This is a genomic window from Luteococcus japonicus, from assembly GCF_003752415.1.
GTDB lineage: Bacteria > Actinomycetota > Actinomycetes > Propionibacteriales > Propionibacteriaceae > Luteococcus > Luteococcus japonicus.
This window is the reverse complement of record NZ_RKHG01000001.1, coordinates 1,515,634-1,532,054: the sequence shown is the minus strand read 5'-3', so window position 1 is coordinate 1,532,054 and position 16,421 is coordinate 1,515,634. Positions and strand designations below refer to the sequence as shown.

The window sequence follows — 16,421 nt, the reverse complement described above, 5'->3', positions numbered from 1 at the left end:
ACCCACCCCGGGGCGCCGTACCCCCTCGACAATGACCGGAGGCAGCATGGAGACACTGGACTGGATCACCGTCCAGGGTCTCAGCGCGACCGGATTCCACGGCGTCTACCCGGAAGAGCGACGCGACGGGCAGCAGTTCGTCGTCGACCTCGAGCTCGGCCTGCATGTGGTCACCGACACCGATGACCTCCACGACACAGTGGACTACTCGGTGATTGCCGGCGACGTGGTGGCGATCATCACGGGGGAGCCCGTCGACCTGATCGAGACCCTTGCCGGGCGGATCGCGCACCGTTGTCTGGCGGAACCGCTGGTCAGCGTCGCAAAGGTCCGTGTACACAAGCCCCAGGCCCCCATGGGCTTCACCTTCACCGATGTCTCGGTGAGCATCACCAGGAGCAAGCAATGAGCAATCCCTTCGTTCCCGACGTCGACACCCTGGGCAACCTGAAGCCCATCTCCAAGGTCGTCTTCAGCCTGGGCTCCAACCAGGGCAACAGCGTCGACATCCTTCAGAGCGCCGTCACGGCGCTGGCCGACACCCCGGACCTGATCCCCGTCGACCTGTCCAGCGTCTACGTCACCAAGCCCGTGGGCGCGGTCGTGGACCAGCCGGACTTCCTGAACCTGGTGCTGGTGGCGGAGACGGTGATCGAGCCGTCCATCCTGTTGGAGCGTGCCCACGCCATCGAGGCCGGGTTGGGGCGTACTCGCGACATCGTCGGTGGCCCCCGCACCCTGGACATCGACCTGGTCATGTACGGCCATCGCACCGTTGACACCGACGAGATGACGCTGCCGCACCCGCGTGCCCACGAGCGCGCCTTCGCGCTGGTGCCGTGGCTGGAGATCGACCCGGAGGCGGAGATCGAGGGCCGCGGCAGCGTCAAGGACCTGCTGGCCGGTCTCGACACCAGCGGCGTGGTCAGGAGCGACGAGGTCATCGAGCTCCCGTGAACACACAGCAGGACCCGGACCAGCCCCAGAACGGTCTGGGGCTGACCTCCGGACGGCAGGCGCTCACCTCGGTGCTGGTCGGCGCCGTGGTGGGCTGGTTCATCGTCGGCACCCTGCAGGCCGTGGGGAAGCCCGTGCCGGTGACTCCATGGAGCCTCGCGCTGGTGATGGGCGCACTGGGCGCGGCGGCCTGGGTCTACTCCCGCGTGCTGCGACGACAGGTGGCCGAGAGCCGCGCTGCCCTTCCCCATGAGAGTGGTGTCCGAGCACTGGTGCTGGGCAAGACGCTGCTGATGACCGGCGCGATCCTCGGCGGTGGACACCTGGTCTACGTCCTGGCCTTCCTCGGCAGCTGGAGCGTGCCGACGCCCCGCGAGAGGGTCATCCATGGGGCGGCGGCCATCGTCGCCAGCGTCATCTGTGGGCTGTCCGGCCGTGCCCTGGAACGCGCCTGCCTGGTACCTCCCGGTGAGGGGCCGGAGGACGAGGAGACGGAGCCGCAGGGCTGACCATGGTGTGACGGTGGGCTGAAGACCCGACGAACACGCCGCGTGATGGTGTGAGCCCCAGATGAATGCGGCCTACACTTGCGGACGTGGCAGCCAAGAACCAGACCCAGACATCCCCCGCTCGTCGACGGACCTTCATCCTGCTCTGCGTCGGGAGCGTGCTCGCCGTCGGCTGCGCCTTCGGTCCTGAGTGGCTGGTGCGCGTCGGTCTCGGCGTCGCCCTGTTGACCGCCGTCGCCTCCGTGTGGATGACTTGGCGTGAGATGGATCGCATGGTCCTGCAGCACATGGGTGAGTTGAAGGCATTGCGCGACGAGGCCCGCGAGGCCGCGCACGCCCACCATGTCGAGATGATGGCCACCATCGCTCGTTTCACCAAGCGCCAAGAGGCCTACCAGGCGCAGATTGCCGAAGCCACCGCCGAGATCGAGCGCCTGACGGCGGATGTTGCCGCGGTCAGCCTGGACGCCGAGGCCAAGCAGACGCGCATCTCCGCCCTGAACAAGATCGTCAGCGACCTGGAGAAGCAACTGTCCGCCGCCGAGGACGAGGTGGTGCTGGCGCAGCACGTGATGAGCCTCCCGCGCCGTGGCGCCGGCCGCCGCACCTTGGACGTCTCCAACATCCCGCTGGTCTACCCGAGCGAGGCCGGCGCGCTGCGCCAGGCCTGAGCCACCCGGAGACTCCGAAGGGCCGGCCTCTGGCGGGCCCTTCGTCATGTCCGGGGCCTTCCCCTCAAGGATCACTTGTCGAGGTCGCCGGCGGTCCACCCGAGGGAGGCAATGACCACGGCCGCGTCCCGCAGGGAGCACCCCACCAGGGCCTGCTCCATGACCTGCACATTGACCAGGCTGGGAGTGCGCAGCTTGAGGCGCCATGGCGTCCGTTCCGCGCGCGAGACGAGCAGGAATCCTGCCATTCCCCACGGGGCATCCAGGGCGAGATACGCCTCAGAATCGGGAACCTTGACGATCTTTGAGAGTCTTGTGTCCACTGGGCCCGCAATGCCGGCGAGGATTTCCCGACAGCGGGTGATCAACTTCGCCGATTCGCCCACCTCGTCACACAATGTCAGGAATCGCGAGGACGCATCTCCGTTCGTGTGTGCGGGTTCGCCGAAGACGTCCGTGAGTTCTTGATATCCCAGATGGGGGTTGCTGGTTCTGGTGCGGCGCAGTGTTCCCGTGGCGGCGGCCACCGGTCCGGTCAAGGAGAACTGGTCCACCAGCGCCCTGTCAATGGTTCCCAGCCCCACACCGATCTTCATTGATTCGACCACGGCGGCAATGTCGGCGGCCAGATCGGCGCATTGCCTCGCCCACTGGTCAATGTGACCAATCCAGGAGGAGTCGACGTCGAAGGCGAGACCGCCGAGGCGATTCATCATCGGATGCACCCGGTTGCCGGAGACGGCCAGCAGCAGGTCACGGCCCCCATTGCGCGCCGCGCTGATGCGTCGGCCCAGTGCCTCGTCCGCCGTGTGATGGGCGATGAATCCCAGATGCGCCAGATGACTCTGGATCCGCGCCTGCTCGGCCAGCAGGGTGCGCAGCCAGGTGGCCCGAACGGGTGGGACAAGGCCCATCAGGTGTTCGCAGACGAGCGCGATCCCCAGTTCCCCGGTGAACGGTGAATGCCAGTCATGGCGGTCCGCCAGCATCAGGATCTGGCGGTAGTCGCGCACCTCGAAGAGTTTCTCGGCGCTGCGGTGGTTGTATCCGGGCTGAATTCTGACGTCCGAGATGCTGCCATTTTCCGTGTGGACATCCATCAACAATAGGCCGGTCCGAGACGGGTGCTGGGGCCCTAGGTCCAGCACGTGCACGGATTCCTGATTGGCGTCGGGCGGCAAAGCGCTGGCGCCCAGCGCTCCAATGGCGAGGTGATGGAGGGATGTCACCCGTCGATGGTATCGAACCAATGACGGGGTGTTGCGGGGCGGAAAGTCCGACAGGGATTTGATGCGCCGACAATTGTCGATAGCATCGTGTGGAGCATTCACTACGAAAGGACTACCGATGGCCCAGCGCGTGCACATCGTTCTTGAAGATGACGTCGACGGTTCCGAGGCCGCGGAGACCGTTTCGTTCTCGCTGGACGGCGTTTCCTATGAAATTGACCTGAGCGAGCAGAATGCCGCCAAGCTGCGCGACGAGTTGGCGCTCTGGGTTGGCCACGCGCGTCGCGTCGGCGGCCGTCGCTCCACCGGCAAGAAGCCAGGCAAGGGCAGCGCCGCCAATGACATCCGTGCCTGGGCGCAGGCCCAGGGCATGCAGGTCAGCGCCCGTGGCCGCGTCTCCGCCGAGGTTCGCGAGGCCTACGAGAAGGCCAACGCCTGACGCCTTGTGCGGTTTCCAGGGCCCCCGTGGGGCCGGGCATCGTGTCCGGGTCCCTTCGGGGGCCCTTCACATGGGTCCGCCTGCAGCGAACGAGCGGGGGGCCGTGGGAACACAATGCTGTCAGTGGGAGTTACTAGACTTGAACGCATCTGCAACGCCTGCCGGACCGACCGGTGACTGCGATGCGCAACAGGGCCCCTCGGGCCCGTAGTGAGGAGTCCAATGTTTGAGCGGTTTACCGACCGGGCGCGGCGCGTTGTCGTGCTCGCCCAGGACGAAGCCAAGATGCTGAACCACAACTACATCGGCACCGAGCACATCCTGCTGGGCCTCATCCATGAGGGTGAAGGCGTTGCCGCCAAGGCCCTGGAGCAGATGGGCATCTCGCTCGAGGCCGTGCGCAGTGAGGTCGAGGAGATCATCGGCCACGGTCAGACCGTGCCGACGGGTCACATCCCGTTCACTCCGCGCGCCAAGAAGGTGCTGGAGCTGAGCCTGCGTGAGGCCCTGCAGATGAACCACTCGTACATCGGCACCGAGCACATCCTGCTCGGGCTGGTGCGTGAGGGTGAGGGCGTTGCCGCCCAGGTGTTGATCAAGCTGGGCGCGGACCTCAACCGGGTGCGCAACACCGTCCTGCAGCTGCTCTCGGGTGGCCAGGGCAAGGAGGCCGCCACGGCCGGTGCGCCCGATGTCGGTCCGGCTCCCAGCTCCGCGACGGTGCTGGACCAGTTCGGCCGCAACCTGACCCAGGCTGCCCGCGACGGCAAGCTCGACCCGGTCATCGGCCGGGACAAGGAGATCGAGCGCGTGATGGTCGTGCTCAGCCGTCGTACCAAGAACAACCCGGTGCTGATCGGTGAGCCGGGCGTCGGCAAGTCCGCATGCGTCGAGGGCCTGGCGCAGGCGATCGTGCGCGGTGACGTGCCCGAGACCCTGCGGGACAAGCAGATCTACACGCTGGACCTGGGCGCCCTGGTGGCCGGTTCGCGTTACCGCGGTGACTTCGAGGAGCGCCTGAAGAAGGTGCTCAAGGAGATCAAGACCCGTGGCGACATCATGCTGTTCATCGACGAGATCCACACCCTGGTGGGTGCGGGTGCCGCCGAGGGCGCCATTGACGCCGCGTCGATCCTCAAGCCGATGCTGGCCCGTGGTGAGCTGCAGACCATCGGTGCCACCACGCTCGACGAGTACCGCAAGCACATCGAGAAGGATGCCGCGCTGGAGCGTCGTTTCCAGCCGATCCAGGTGGCCGAGCCGAGCATCGCGCTCACCGTGGACATCCTCAAGGGCCTGCGCGACCGCTACGAGTCGCACCACCGGATCACCATCAGCGACGAGGCCCTGACCGCGGCCGCCAACCTGGCTTCGCGCTACATCCAGGACCGCTTCCTGCCGGACAAGGCGATCGACCTGATCGACGAGGCCGGGGCACGGATGCGTATCCGTCGGATGACCGCTCCGCCGGACCTGCGCGAGTTCGACGAGAAGATCGCCGCCGTGCGCCTGGAGAAGGAGGCCGCCATCGACGGCCAGGACTTCGAGCGTGCCGCCTCCCTGCGTGACGACGAGAAGAAGCTCCTCGCCGAGCGCGCCGAGAAGGAGGAGGAGTGGAAGGCCGGTGACTCCGACGCCCCCGCCATGGTGGGCGAGGAGGAGATTGCCGAGGTGCTGTCCAGCTCCACCGGCATCCCGGTCTTCAAGCTGACCGAGGAGGAGTCCAGCCGTCTGCTGCAGATGGAGGCAGAGCTGGGCAAGCGATACATCGGCCAGGACGACGCGGTGAAGGCGCTCTCGCGCTCCATCCGTCGTACCCGTGCGGGTCTGAAGGATCCCAAGCGTCCCTCGGGTTCGTTCATCTTCGCCGGCCCCTCCGGTGTCGGCAAGACCGAGCTGACCAAGGCGCTGACGGAATTCCTGTTCGGCGACGAGGATGCCCTGATCACCCTCGACATGTCCGAGTACTCGGAGAAGCACACCGCCTCGCGGATGTTCGGCTCCCCGCCCGGATATGTTGGATATGAGGAGGGTGGACAGCTCACCGAGAAGGTGCGTCGCAAGCCCTTCAGCGTGATCCTCTTCGACGAGATCGAGAAGGCCCACCCGGACATCTTCAACTCGCTGCTGCAGATCCTGGACGAGGGTCGTCTGACCGATGCCCAGGGCCGTGTGGTGGACTTCAAGAACACCGTGATCGTGATGACGACGAACCTGGGTTCGCGCGACATCTCGAAGGCGGTCAGCCTGGGCTTCAACCGCCAGGGCGACGAGGCATCCAGCTACGAGAAGATGAAGGCGAAGGTCTCCGACGAGCTCAAGCAGCACTTCCGTCCGGAGTTCCTGAACCGTGTCGATGAGGTCGTGGTCTTCCACCAGCTGACGCAGGCCGACATCGAGCGCATCGTGGACCTGATGGTCGCCCAGATCGAGGGGCGCCTGAAGGACAAGGACATGGGCATCGAGCTGACACCTGCCGCCAAGACGCTGATCGCCAAGCGTGGTTTCGATCCGCTGCTCGGTGCACGCCCACTGCGTCGTGCCCTGCAGCGTGACATCGAGGACGTGCTGGCCGAGAAGATCCTGTTCGGCGAGTTGAAGGCCGGGGAGATCGTGGTGGTCGACGTCGCGGGTGAGGGTTCCACCGAGCCCTTCGCCTTCACCGGAACGAAGAAGGCCGAGCTGCCCGATTCGCCGCCGACGGACTTCGCCGCCGATGCCCAGGGCGAGCAGGGCGAAGCCCAGCAGGGCTGACGCCAGTGGGCCGAGCTGCCAGACGACGGCCGAGCCCGTAGAGGTCACAGGGCGGGCATCCGGGAAACCGGGTGCCCGCCCTTCGTCTGTGGTCGGCCGGGGCTGGACTCGGCCTTCCGGCCCGGGGCACTTGTCCACCCGCGCAAGTGGTGCAGGGTTCGGTCTTCTGGACGTCAGTCCCGGTCCGGCAGGCCGAGCTCCGTGACCGTGTCCCGGACTCGGCGTGCCTGATCCAATGACACAAGCGCAGCCGAATCCCATGCGTGGGCGAAGGTCCGTGTCAAGCGTTCGTCGTCGTCAAGCATCCGCCACGTGACGGGGAAGTAGACCCAGCCGGCGCCGACCAGCCCAGCGATCTTGTCGTTGTCCCGCTGGAAGTTCTCACGATTGCCGTGGAAGGCCCATGACATCACCTCGACGGCAAGGGGAAGGTCATCGAAAAGGACATCAACCGGAAAGCTGTCTCCGTCAATGCCCACCCAGACATTGGATCGCCACCTGTCGTAGCCGTGGGCTCGCAGGAACATGTGGAATCGACGCTCCGCCTGGGACCACGGCTCGGACCGCGAGTTCTGGACCATGAAGCGGCGGATGGGGTTCCCCGGCGCGGGCCGGAGGTCCGCCATCGCCGCGGTCAGAGTGGCCGGCGACACCTTGTGAAGGCGCAGGAGGTCATCAATCGCGGCCCCGCTCCCCGTTCTTGACCATCCAGTTCAGGCCGGATCTCAGCTGGCGGTGTGAACGGCGTCTCAACAGGTTCCCTTGGGCGGCCAGCAACTGTCTGGCTTCCTCTGTCTGTCTCATGCCTGGGGAGTATCGAGGTCCGAGCCCCAGAATTCTCAGCCACGCTGGGGGCTGGGGATGAATTCCCGCGCTTGGCTTGCCTGTGGACAACTCGGCTTTTCGGTCCGGGGCACTTGTCCAAGTCCGGGGAGACCACAGGAGCACGAATCTTGGACGTATGACCCGGTCCGCTTTGCCGAGCTGGGGGCTCAGCAAGGGGTGACCGTACGGCCGCCACGGCCATAGGCTGCCGGTGGCGGCACCGCTGGGGCGCCGCCGACCCCCACAAGGAGAACCTCATGCGCAAGATCTGGGCCGCCAGTCTCGCGGTCGCGCTCGGTGCCAGTGCCCTGGGCGGCGTCCGGGCGAGTGCGGCACCCAAGGATGGGGGCAAGCAGCTGGACATCACGCTGCTGGCCACCACCGACGTGCACGGCAATGTCGCCAACTGGGACTACTTCAAGAACGCCGGATACACGGACAAGGCGGGCAATGCGGTGGGCCTTGCCCATGCCGCCACTGCCATCAAGCAGGTCCGCCAGGAGCGCGGGGCTGACCGAGTGGTCGTCGTGGACAACGGTGACACGCTGCAGGGAACCCCACTGAGCTACTACTACGCCAAGCAGGAACCGGTCACCGCGAGCGGTCTCACCCATCCGATGGCGGCCGCGTACAACGCCATCGGCTACGACGCCAACAACATCGGCAATCACGAGTTCAACTACGGACTGCCGCTGCTGGACAAGTTCAAGGCTGACCTGGACTCCCCGCTGCTCGGCGCGAATGTGCTGGATGCGAAGACAGGCCAGCCTCGCTACCAGCCCTACCGGATCGTCACCAAGAAGGTGAAGGGAAACAAGCCGGTGCGGATCGGCATCCTGGGCCTGACGGTCCCCGGTTCGATGATCTGGGACAAGGCCAACCTCAGCGGCCAGGTCACCATCGAGGACATGGTCACTTCTGCCAAGACATGGGTGCCCAAGGTGCGTGCCGCGGGTGCCGACGTGGTCGTGGTCATGTCCCACTCGGGTCAGGGCGGGCTCAGCTCCTATGACCCGGTGGCCGCCGGTCTGGGTGCGGAGAACGTGTCCGACCGGATCGCCCGCGAGGTGCCGGGGATCGACGCGGTCGTCATGGGCCATTCCCACCAGGAGGTTGCCCAGCAGTACGTCGCCAATCAGACGACCGGCAAGCCGGTGCTGTTGACCCAGCCGAAGAACTGGGCGCAGAGCGTCTCCGACGTGACCTTCGGCCTGCAGCAGGTCAGGGGCACGTGGGAGGTGCGGGCGGCTTCGGCGAAGCTGCTGGCCAGCAAGGACTACCAGGCGGACCCGGAGGTCATGGCGGTGGTCAAGCCGTACCACGACAAGACCGTCGCGTACGTGAACCAGGTCATCGCCACGTCCACCCAGGAGATGTCGGCGGCGCAGAGCCGCTACAAGGACACCGCGATCCTGGACTACATCCAGATGGTGCAGACCCAGACCGTCGCCAAGGCCATGGAGGGCGGTCAGTACGCCAACCTGCCAGTGCTGAGCATCGCGGCCCCATTCAGTCGTACCGCCCTCTTCCCCCAGGGTGACGTGACGGTGCGTGACATGGCCGGGCTGTACATCTACGACAACACCTTGGAGGCGGTCGTGATGACGGGTGCGCAGGTCAAGGACTACCTGGAGTACTCGGCGAAGTACTTCGGCCAGGTCCCTTCGGGCGGCACCTTCGACCCGGAGACCATGACGCAGGTGCAGTACAACGGACAGAACGTCTGGGACTACAACTACGACAGCATCGCCGGGCTCGACTATTCGATCGAGCTCACGCAGCCCGTCGGCCAGCGCATCCAGGGCCTGTCCTTCAACGGGGCCCACGTGGCCGATGACCAGCAGTTGGTGGTGGCCGTGAACAACTACCGTCGCAGCGGCGGCGGCAACTTCCCGCACATCGCGACGGCACCGGTGGTGTACCAGCAGCAGCAGGAGATCCGGCAGTTGCTGATCGACTGGGCCAGTGCCAGCAAGACGATCGATCCACACGCCTTCTTCGTGGACAACTGGAAGCTCACGGTCGACGGCAAGCCCGCGGCCTGATCCTTCCTGCGCAGGAAGCTACCGGCTGACGAAGCGGCGCACGGTCCACTGGATCGCGCGCCGTGTGCCGCTCTCCGGGGGGCAGGTCTGGGCGTCCCTGAGCGGCCTGCCAGAATGGGTCTGCTCGGGGGAGAACATCGACAAGGAGTACGTTCCATGAGCACTGCCGGCACGAGGATGCGGGCGGCGCTTGCCGCCGCCACGGCCATCGGTCTGATCTCGGCTGCGGCCCCAACCGCGAAAGCACAGGAGCGCGATCCCTATCGCAGCCCCACCCATCGTGGCAGTGCTTCGCAGGGCATCGAGCGTCGGGGGGAGGTGCGGGCGGCGGCCACCACGACGGACCTGACTCCCACCACGGCCCTCCAGACGATCAATGCGGCGCGAGCGCGCTATGGCACCCCGGCCCTCAGGCTCGACACCGGCATCACCACGGCGCTGAACAATCACGCCCGTTACATCAGCCTGAATGCGGACGCTGACGATGACGTGTACACCGAGGAATCCAGCCGGCCGGGGTACACCGCTTCCGGCGCGGAGATTGCCCCCTATGCGGAACCCGTGTGGACCAGCACGTTGCGCGGCCTGGTGGACGGCATGCTGGGCGATCCCTACCTTCGTACGTCGATGGCCCTGGAACAGACCGGGACCGCTGTCGGGTTCGGCTCATACTCAGGGGTGCGCGTCTTTGCCATGCAGTTCACCGGGGAACCCCCGACGGGCTATCCGCGCACCTTCCCCCGTGGCGTCAACAACACCACCCTGGCCCACAGGATCCCCTGGATGGACAGCTTCGGCTGCACGGGCCTCGGTTTTCCCGTGACCGCTGGGTTGGACTACACACAGTACGGCCTGGTGACCGCCAGCAGCGGCCGCCTGCTGGCCGACGGTGCGGCAGTCAGCACGTGCACGGTGGCGCCCGACAAGATCTCCGACGCCTCCCTGGCCATGGTGCCTGCGGCCGCACTGCGCCCGGGTACCCACTACACGGGGAGCTTCACGGCCAGCGTCAATGCCCTGGGTGGCAGTAGCAAACAAATGAACCTGCCGGTGGAGTTCACCACGGCGGCGCCCGCCACCCGGATCGCGGGTGACCAGACGGGCGACAAGGCGGCAGACCTCTTCATGGTGAAGAACGGTGAACTGTGGTTCTACAAGGGGCGTAGCAACGGGTCCCTGGGGCATGGGTGGCGCGTCGGACGGGGATGGAGCACAACCAACTGGTTGTCGCTTGCCGGTGACGTGAACAAGGACGGCAGGTCTGACGTCCTCGCGCGGCGCAGCGATGGCAGCATGTGGCTCTACTATTCCAAGGGCGTGGGCGTCCTGGACGGTGGACGGCGGCTCGGCTATGGCTGGGGCGGGCTGGGCAACATCACCGTCGTGGGCGACATGAATGCCGACGGTGTCACGGACATCGTCGCGCGCACCAGCGACGGGAAACTGCGGCGCTACGGCCTGACCACCAGCTTGTCCAAGGGCGTGGTGATCTCACCGCGCTGGAACGGTGTGGTGCACATGGTGGGGTTGGGCTCGCTCAACGGGGATGCCCGGGCGGACATCGTGGGCCTGCGGACCGACGGCAAGCTGATGCTCTACGCCAGCAACAGCTCCGGACAGCCGATGTGGGGCAAGGAACTCTCCTCGGGCTGGGGGACATGGACCAAGCTGTTCACCCCCGGTGACTTCAACGGTGACGGACGTCTGGACCTGATGGGACGCCGCCCGGATGGCACCCTGTCCACCCGCCTGAACACGGGAACGACAGTGGGATCTGCGGTTGCGGCCGGCTCGGGCTTCGGCAGCGTGACCGTCTTCAGCTGAGGCGGCGTGGTCAATCAGCGGCGGTGGTCCAGACGGGCCATCGCCGCTGTCAGGTCCTGGCGCCGCGCGCCCAGGTCCTGCGGGTGGCGCAGCGCCGCTTCCGTGGCCCGGACGAGGGCGTCGTACAGGTCGTAGAGCCGACGCCGCTCCACCTCGTCGGGCTCCAGCGGGCCACGCCCGTAGCCCGACAGCAGCGCCGAGGACGCCGGTGAGTCGGCGTCCAGGCAGATGGAGAAGGCCGACTCGAGCAGGGGGTCCGCCCAGAAGGTCTTGGCCGGACGCACCAGGCCCACGATCCAGCCCTCGTCGACGACAATCGTGGACTTCGGGGTGCGCCACAGGCAGAAGACCGGAGTCCTGACCGCGTCGAGCGCGGGGGAGTGGTCCAGGAATCGCCCATGCACCCGGTCCAGGTCGACTCCAAGGTCTGCGCCGAAGCGTTGTGCATCGCGCAGCACGTCCTCGAAGATGCCGCTGAAGGCGTCCTGCCACGAGTCCATCAAGGGTTGCTGGAAGCGGCCGAAGGATTCCCCCTCGATGGTGTGCAGGGCGCGCAACTGGCGTCCCAGGTCACGCGTGACCTGTAGCCGGGCCGCATGGTCCAGCACGGCATGGCCCAGGCTGGTTCCCTCGACGTGCTCCCGGCAGAACCACTCCACGTCCACCAGCTCCTGGCTCTCGTCATGGTGGTGCATGGCGGGGACCGGCACGTCGGTGTGTTCGGGAATCATCTGCAGGGCTTCCACCTCGGCGCCCAGCAGGTCCGTCTCCTGGGTGAGCAGGTCCACCTCGGGCGACGGGGCGGTGCGCAGGACGATGCGCTGACCGGTGCGCAGGGTGGCCAGGTGACTGGTGCCCTGTTCCGGCCCGTCGGTGGGCAGCGGGCGAGCGAAGTCCTCGCCGACGGGAGCCAGGTGTGGCCCGTAGGCGTGGCGGAGCATCCGACGCATGTCGGCGGCGTCCAGGTGGATTGTGATGGTGTCCACTGCTCCCTTCGAGGTGTGCGCCCAGCGTAGCCGTGCCCACAGCAAACTCTTGGCTGGTCCGCCTAGCCTTGTGCGAGTGACTGAACAGTGGACCGAGCACCATCCCCCGCAGGTGCGACGACTCCGGCCGCAGCTGGCCGTGGTGACCTGGACGATCATTGCCGTGTGTGCGGCGGTGTGGCTGGGCGAGCTGATGCTGCCCGGCTTCTACGAGCAGGTGGCCCTGAGTCCCGCGATCGGCCGCCACGAGCCCTGGCGCTTCCTCACTTCGGCCTTTGCCCACGACCGGTACAGCATCATGCACATTGCCTTCAACATGCTTGCGCTGTGGTCGGTGGGCCAGTGGATGGAGCCCGCCCTGGGGCGGGCCCGCTATGCCGCGCTGTACTTGTTGAGCGCCCTGGGTGGCGGCGTCGGATTCGTGCTGTTGGCGAATCCCGGAAGCCGGGGCTGGGTGACCGGAGTGGTCGGTGCCTCCGGCGCCGTCTTCGGGCTGTTCGGGGCCACCCTTCCCATGTACAAGCACATCGGAGCCTCGTCGCGCTCGATGTGGGGTGTCCTGGCCATCAATGCCGCGATCTCCTTCACTCTGCCCAACATCGCCTGGCAGGCACATCTCGGTGGCTTCCTGACCGGTCTGCTGGTGGGTCAGCTGATGATGGTGGCTGTCCGGGAGACATGGCGCGGAAAGCCCAACCGAACCTGGCCGTGGCTGGCGCTGGTGGGTCTCGCGCTCATCCTGTCGCTGCTGGCGAAGTACGCCCTGACCAGCGCCTGAAGTCCAGCTGAAGCGAATTAGTCAAATATTCAAGTAATGCTGACGGTCACCTGAACTAAACCGTCATACATAGTCATTTGGTGTCGCACGGATGGCAGAGTTCTTGGTGTCGCAGGTGGCTCCCCCGGGCCAACCGCACGAATCCCCCGAATGAAGCCGGAGCACATCATGATCGTCGCAGTCGCAACTCGCAGCCCTGTGGCTGGGCGCCTTTGCAGTGATCGCCCTCTCGGGCGACACCTCGATGGCAGTCAACGCCGCGCTCGCGTCGGACGAGCAGATCATGGAAACCGACGGCTTCGACGCGGTTCGCACCGGCTGGGCAGCTGAAGGATGTCAACGCCAGCAAGGTCGCCTGAACCAACCGCTCACCGTCGGGCAGGCTGAAGCCCGACACCACTGGACCGCCACCAGAGGCCCCCACAGGCTTCGGGTGGCGGTCCATCCTGTTGAGGCCCCGTTGCGCGCTCACCGTCCACGGACGCACAACCGTTCCACGTTCTCGCCCTCCACGATGAGGGGGGAGCACGTGTAGTCACGCGAGAGGAGAGCGCCTACGTCGGTGGAGAACTTGTTCCAGACTGGATTGTTGCGGGGGCTGATGGCGATGTTGGAGGCCACGATGATGACATCGGCGGATGGGAGGCAGGCCACCGTGGCGTCAAGATCTGCTGGTGGGGTGAATGGATAGTGGTGGAACTGGGGGCAGGCAAGGTGCCATCCCTCCGCTCCACGGAAGTCAGCCCGTCGAGGTCCTCCCACTCGCGCGAAGGTTCCCGTGGGTCCCAGGCTCGCCAGGGCCCGGCCCTCGGCAGGCTGTGAGGCGGCTACCGCCAGTCGACCCCTGAACTCGTAGCGGTCATGCACGAGGAGTTGGGGGTTGAATCCGCTCAGGACCGTCGCGGCGGCCATGGTGGCTGCCAGGATTCGTCGATTTCCGGCCGGGACCAGGGCCGTGGCCACTCCCAGGGCCACGAGTGCGGGGAGGTAGAAGATCTGGCGATGGTGGGGCCAGATCGTGGTGAGTGAGGCGACGAGCACAGTTGCAACCGTCATCCACAGCAGCACTCGGGATCCCAGGGGATTGCGGTGTCGCGCCCAGATGGCCAGCAGGCCCGTGGTGGTGATGATGGTCATCGTGGTGGCGGTGAGCGCCAGCGTCAGGTGGATGACCCATGCCGGGGCCCCGTCCGCGGCCAGTTGGGCGGCGACACCGGGTAGGAAGCCGTGGCTGATCATCCCGTTCGCGTAGGCGGAATTCTTCCCCTGGGTCGTGATCCAGGGACCCAGGCTGCCCGTGGCGGCCAGGGCCGCCAGAATTGTCAGCCCTACCAGGACAGCCGCAGAGAAGAAGCCCCGAGCCTTGCGCCAGCGGCCTTGGATCACCAGTAGCGCGCCCACGAGGGCAATCGGGGCGACGACCATCTTTGTGAAGCACAGCAGGGCTCCCACGGTGCCAGCGGCGGTCCATCGTTCGCGGGCGGCGAGGCCCAGGGCGAGGATCCCCAGCGCCGTGCCGGGCAATGAGGTCATTCCGGCAATGTACGAGTCGCCGGTGATGATGAGCGGTGCTGCGACACATGCTGCCCACCATGCCGGCAACTGGTCCGAACCCAGTGCCCGGGACCAGTGCCAGACGCCGAGGCATGCGAGGCCGATCCATGCGATCTCTCCCAGCACGTCCCACTGTTCCGGCCACACCAGCCGCTCGAGGGACAGCGACCAGAAGAACAGTGGATCCTTGTTGTCCCACACGTCTGCGTAGAGCCGATCCCCTTGGAGCAGCCTCTCGGCTACAGCCAGGAAGACGGACCGGTCGCCCGTGGCATTCGGAACGGTTCGAGGGAAGATGACCAGGAGGACTCCCGCGGCCACGAGCCAGCGCCAGGTGGCGAGCGACCACGCGGCCGCCAACGTCCGGCCGCAGCGTCGGCCCAGCCCGCGCCGACCGCGCACGGGGGGAGGCTCGGCGAAAGCGTGGGCAGGGAGCGCTTCAGGTCCAGGAATGGTCACACCCCAAAAGATATAGTCGAAAGCATGTATCCCATGCGTCTTGGGTACGGTGTCGCCTGAGCAGATGCCGCTCTGGAGGCGCACGGGACACGAAGGGCATCAACTTCTGGTGCGCCCCGGTCCGGAACCGCACGTCAGGCAATATGGTCACTGTCATGACGATGCGCCTACTCGGCTGGGCGATGCTCCTGGTGGGGCTGGATCCCAGCCTCAACGGCTTCGACGTGCTTCCTGACGTCGCGGGCTGGGCCATTGCCTATGCCGTCGTCGAGGAGCAGGCGCTCGCGCACCCGGAGGCCTCGGTGGATTTCACGCGCGCCAAGCAGGCGGCCCTGCTGGCAGGCATCCTCGGCAGCATCACGATGGCGCTCTTCTTCAGCGAACAGTCGTGGGACGTGCTGCTCCACGCTGTGGGCCTGGGCGAAGGGCTCGCGGCGCTCGCCGCCACCTGGTGGATGTTGATGGGCGTCGCGGCGGCCTCGACAGGGCGCGATCAGCACCTGGTGCACATGGCGCGGCGGCTCGCCGTGCTGATGGCGGGAGTGCTGGTGGGGCGCGCCATGGCAGCAGGCTGGAGCCTCAGCGCCGCCATCGCCGGTCATGACGCCACGCTGGGCGGGACATCCGGCTGGGTGGCTCTGCGGCTCCTGGGTGCACTGGTCGAACTGGCTGCCTACGGTGCCCTGGCAGTCTTCTGCTTTCGACTTGATGGCCGGCCCTGGCTCCGGCCGCGGCTCGACCCCACGGCCTGACGCAGCCGGTGCCCGCGGGTCAGCGGGCCTGTGCCAGAGCCTGGCGGAAGTGTGACAGGAAGGGCTTGCACTTGCCGCGCGGGACCTGCTTCATGCCCTTGTGGTTCGGTGACCCGTAGGTGCAGTTCACCACCGATTCGGCCAGCCGCTCACGCGGCGAGGCCTTCCAACGGGCCAGCGATCCGGAGTAGTAGTAGCCATCGTTGAAGGCGAAGTAGTTGCCGCTGGGATTGCGAATGCCGAGGTCCGCGTAGAGGCGTGCCCGCTGTCGGGCGGTGGTGCGGTACTCGACGTGGTGGGTCAGCTCGTGCACCGTCGCCTTGGCCACCGCGGTGTTGCTGGTGCGACGGGTGGGCATCCCGCGCCACGCAAAGCCGCCGACGACCGGGGACCGGACGATCTGGCACTTCACGGACGATGCGGTGGCTGCATCGGCGGGGGCGACGGCGGAGAGGCTGCCGGCAATGCAGCTGGCCAGTACGAGCCGGGCAATGGGGGAGGACATGTGGGGGATCCTTGGGTCTGGGTGGCGAGACGCTCCCCCCGAGAGCACGCGGACCCCCGCCCGCGCGGCGGCCGGCCGTAGCGGCCACCGGGCAGGAGGCTAGACCATCCCGCGGCCTCCGCCACGGGCTCCAG

The 16,421-nt window shown here is 66.7% G+C and carries 15 protein-coding genes; 10 read left to right on the top strand and 5 right to left on the bottom strand.

Annotated elements, in window-relative coordinates:
- The first annotated feature begins 31 nt into the window (after positions 1-31).
- From folB to EDD41_RS07485, 4 genes are all read left to right on the top strand, one after another.
- Positions 32-409 (top strand): dihydroneopterin aldolase, encoded by a 378-nt coding sequence (gene folB, locus EDD41_RS07500; protein WP_245995565.1) that lies wholly within the window; start codon positions 32-34, stop codon positions 407-409.
- Positions 406-957: a 2-amino-4-hydroxy-6-hydroxymethyldihydropteridine diphosphokinase gene (folK, locus tag EDD41_RS07495; RefSeq protein WP_094763355.1), complete on the top strand. Its 552-nt coding sequence runs from the start codon at positions 406-408 to the stop codon at positions 955-957. Before folB ends, folK begins: the two co-directional genes overlap by 4 nt.
- Complete coding sequence (locus tag EDD41_RS07490; RefSeq protein WP_170165278.1) at positions 954-1,466, top strand: DUF3180 domain-containing protein; 513 nt, start codon at positions 954-956, stop codon at positions 1,464-1,466. Before folK ends, EDD41_RS07490 begins: the two co-directional genes overlap by 4 nt.
- Positions 1,467-1,552: 86 nt before the next feature.
- Positions 1,553-2,137, top strand: coding sequence for a hypothetical protein (locus tag EDD41_RS07485; RefSeq protein ID WP_123575465.1), 585 nt, complete (start codon positions 1,553-1,555; stop codon positions 2,135-2,137).
- 71 nt (positions 2,138-2,208) lie between these two features.
- Here EDD41_RS07485 and EDD41_RS07480 read toward each other — a convergent pair whose 3' ends face one another.
- Positions 2,209-3,504, bottom strand: coding sequence for an NADH-quinone oxidoreductase subunit D-related protein (locus tag EDD41_RS07480; RefSeq protein ID WP_123575464.1), 1,296 nt, complete (start codon positions 3,502-3,504; stop codon positions 2,209-2,211).
- Here EDD41_RS07480 and EDD41_RS07475 point away from each other — a divergent pair.
- Entirely contained in the window at positions 3,485-3,805 is a 321-nt protein-coding gene (locus EDD41_RS07475) for a histone-like nucleoid-structuring protein Lsr2 (RefSeq protein ID WP_123576919.1), read from the top strand. The two genes, EDD41_RS07480 and EDD41_RS07475, sit on opposite strands and share 20 nt — an antisense overlap.
- Before the next feature lie 222 nt (positions 3,806-4,027).
- Positions 4,028-6,559 carry an ATP-dependent Clp protease ATP-binding subunit gene (locus EDD41_RS07470; RefSeq protein ID WP_123575463.1) on the top strand — a complete coding sequence of 844 codons (2,532 nt, stop codon included), beginning with the start codon at positions 4,028-4,030 and terminating at the stop codon, positions 6,557-6,559.
- Between the two features lie 173 nt (positions 6,560-6,732).
- On the opposite strand, the gene EDD41_RS07465 is transcribed toward EDD41_RS07470, so the two are convergent.
- Positions 6,733-7,212, bottom strand: a complete 480-nt coding sequence (locus EDD41_RS07465) for a hypothetical protein (protein WP_148060503.1) — start codon at positions 7,210-7,212, stop codon at positions 6,733-6,735.
- Positions 7,213-7,641: 429 nt separating this feature from the next.
- Here EDD41_RS07465 and EDD41_RS07460 point away from each other — a divergent pair, with 429 nt between their 5' ends.
- Positions 7,642-9,429 (top strand): bifunctional metallophosphatase/5'-nucleotidase, encoded by a 1,788-nt coding sequence (locus EDD41_RS07460; protein WP_123575462.1) that lies wholly within the window; start codon positions 7,642-7,644, stop codon positions 9,427-9,429.
- Positions 9,430-9,585: 156 nt separating this feature from the next.
- Entirely contained in the window at positions 9,586-11,253 is a 1,668-nt protein-coding gene (locus tag EDD41_RS07455; RefSeq protein WP_123575461.1) for an FG-GAP-like repeat-containing protein, read from the top strand.
- A gap of 14 nt (positions 11,254-11,267) precedes the next feature.
- Here EDD41_RS07455 and EDD41_RS07450 read toward each other — a convergent pair whose 3' ends face one another.
- Complete coding sequence (locus EDD41_RS07450; RefSeq protein ID WP_148060502.1) at positions 11,268-12,239, bottom strand: phosphotransferase family protein; 972 nt, start codon at positions 12,237-12,239, stop codon at positions 11,268-11,270.
- Between the two features lie 76 nt (positions 12,240-12,315).
- On the opposite strand from EDD41_RS07450, the gene EDD41_RS07445 reads away from it, so the two are divergent.
- Complete coding sequence (locus EDD41_RS07445; protein WP_245995564.1) at positions 12,316-13,017, top strand: rhomboid family intramembrane serine protease; 702 nt, start codon at positions 12,316-12,318, stop codon at positions 13,015-13,017.
- 468 nt (positions 13,018-13,485) lie between these two features.
- On the opposite strand, the gene EDD41_RS07440 is transcribed toward EDD41_RS07445, so the two are convergent.
- Complete coding sequence (locus EDD41_RS07440) at positions 13,486-14,973, bottom strand: hypothetical protein (protein WP_148060501.1); 1,488 nt, start codon at positions 14,971-14,973, stop codon at positions 13,486-13,488.
- A gap of 212 nt (positions 14,974-15,185) precedes the next feature.
- Here EDD41_RS07440 and EDD41_RS07435 point away from each other — a divergent pair, with 212 nt between their 5' ends.
- A complete protein-coding gene (locus EDD41_RS07435) occupies positions 15,186-15,782 on the top strand; it encodes a hypothetical protein (RefSeq protein ID WP_148060500.1) in 597 nt (198 codons plus the stop codon).
- Positions 15,783-15,801: 19 nt separating this feature from the next.
- Here EDD41_RS07435 and EDD41_RS07430 read toward each other — a convergent pair whose 3' ends face one another.
- Entirely contained in the window at positions 15,802-16,287 is a 486-nt protein-coding gene (locus EDD41_RS07430; RefSeq protein WP_123575456.1) for a hypothetical protein, read from the bottom strand.
- Between the last annotated feature and the right edge of the window lie 134 nt (positions 16,288-16,421).

Bases quoted from the DNA above. Each gene is read 5' to 3' on its own strand.
- folB (WP_245995565.1), top strand. From the start codon at position 32: ATGACCGGAGGCAGCATGGAGACACTGGACTGGATCACCGTCCAGGGT.
- folK (WP_094763355.1), top strand. From the start codon at position 406: ATGAGCAATCCCTTCGTTCCCGACGTCGACACCCTGGGCAACCTGAAG.
- EDD41_RS07475 (WP_123576919.1), top strand. From the start codon at position 3,485: ATGGCCCAGCGCGTGCACATCGTTCTTGAAGATGACGTCGACGGTTCC.
- EDD41_RS07480 (WP_123575464.1), bottom strand. From the start codon at position 3,504: ATGTGCACGCGCTGGGCCATCGGTAGTCCTTTCGTAGTGAATGCTCCA.
- EDD41_RS07470 (WP_123575463.1), top strand. From the start codon at position 4,028: ATGTTTGAGCGGTTTACCGACCGGGCGCGGCGCGTTGTCGTGCTCGCC.
- EDD41_RS07460 (WP_123575462.1), top strand. From the start codon at position 7,642: ATGCGCAAGATCTGGGCCGCCAGTCTCGCGGTCGCGCTCGGTGCCAGT.
- EDD41_RS07455 (WP_123575461.1), top strand. From the start codon at position 9,586: ATGAGCACTGCCGGCACGAGGATGCGGGCGGCGCTTGCCGCCGCCACG.
- EDD41_RS07435 (WP_148060500.1), top strand. From the start codon at position 15,186: ATGACGATGCGCCTACTCGGCTGGGCGATGCTCCTGGTGGGGCTGGAT.
- EDD41_RS07430 (WP_123575456.1), bottom strand. From the start codon at position 16,287: ATGTCCTCCCCCATTGCCCGGCTCGTACTGGCCAGCTGCATTGCCGGC.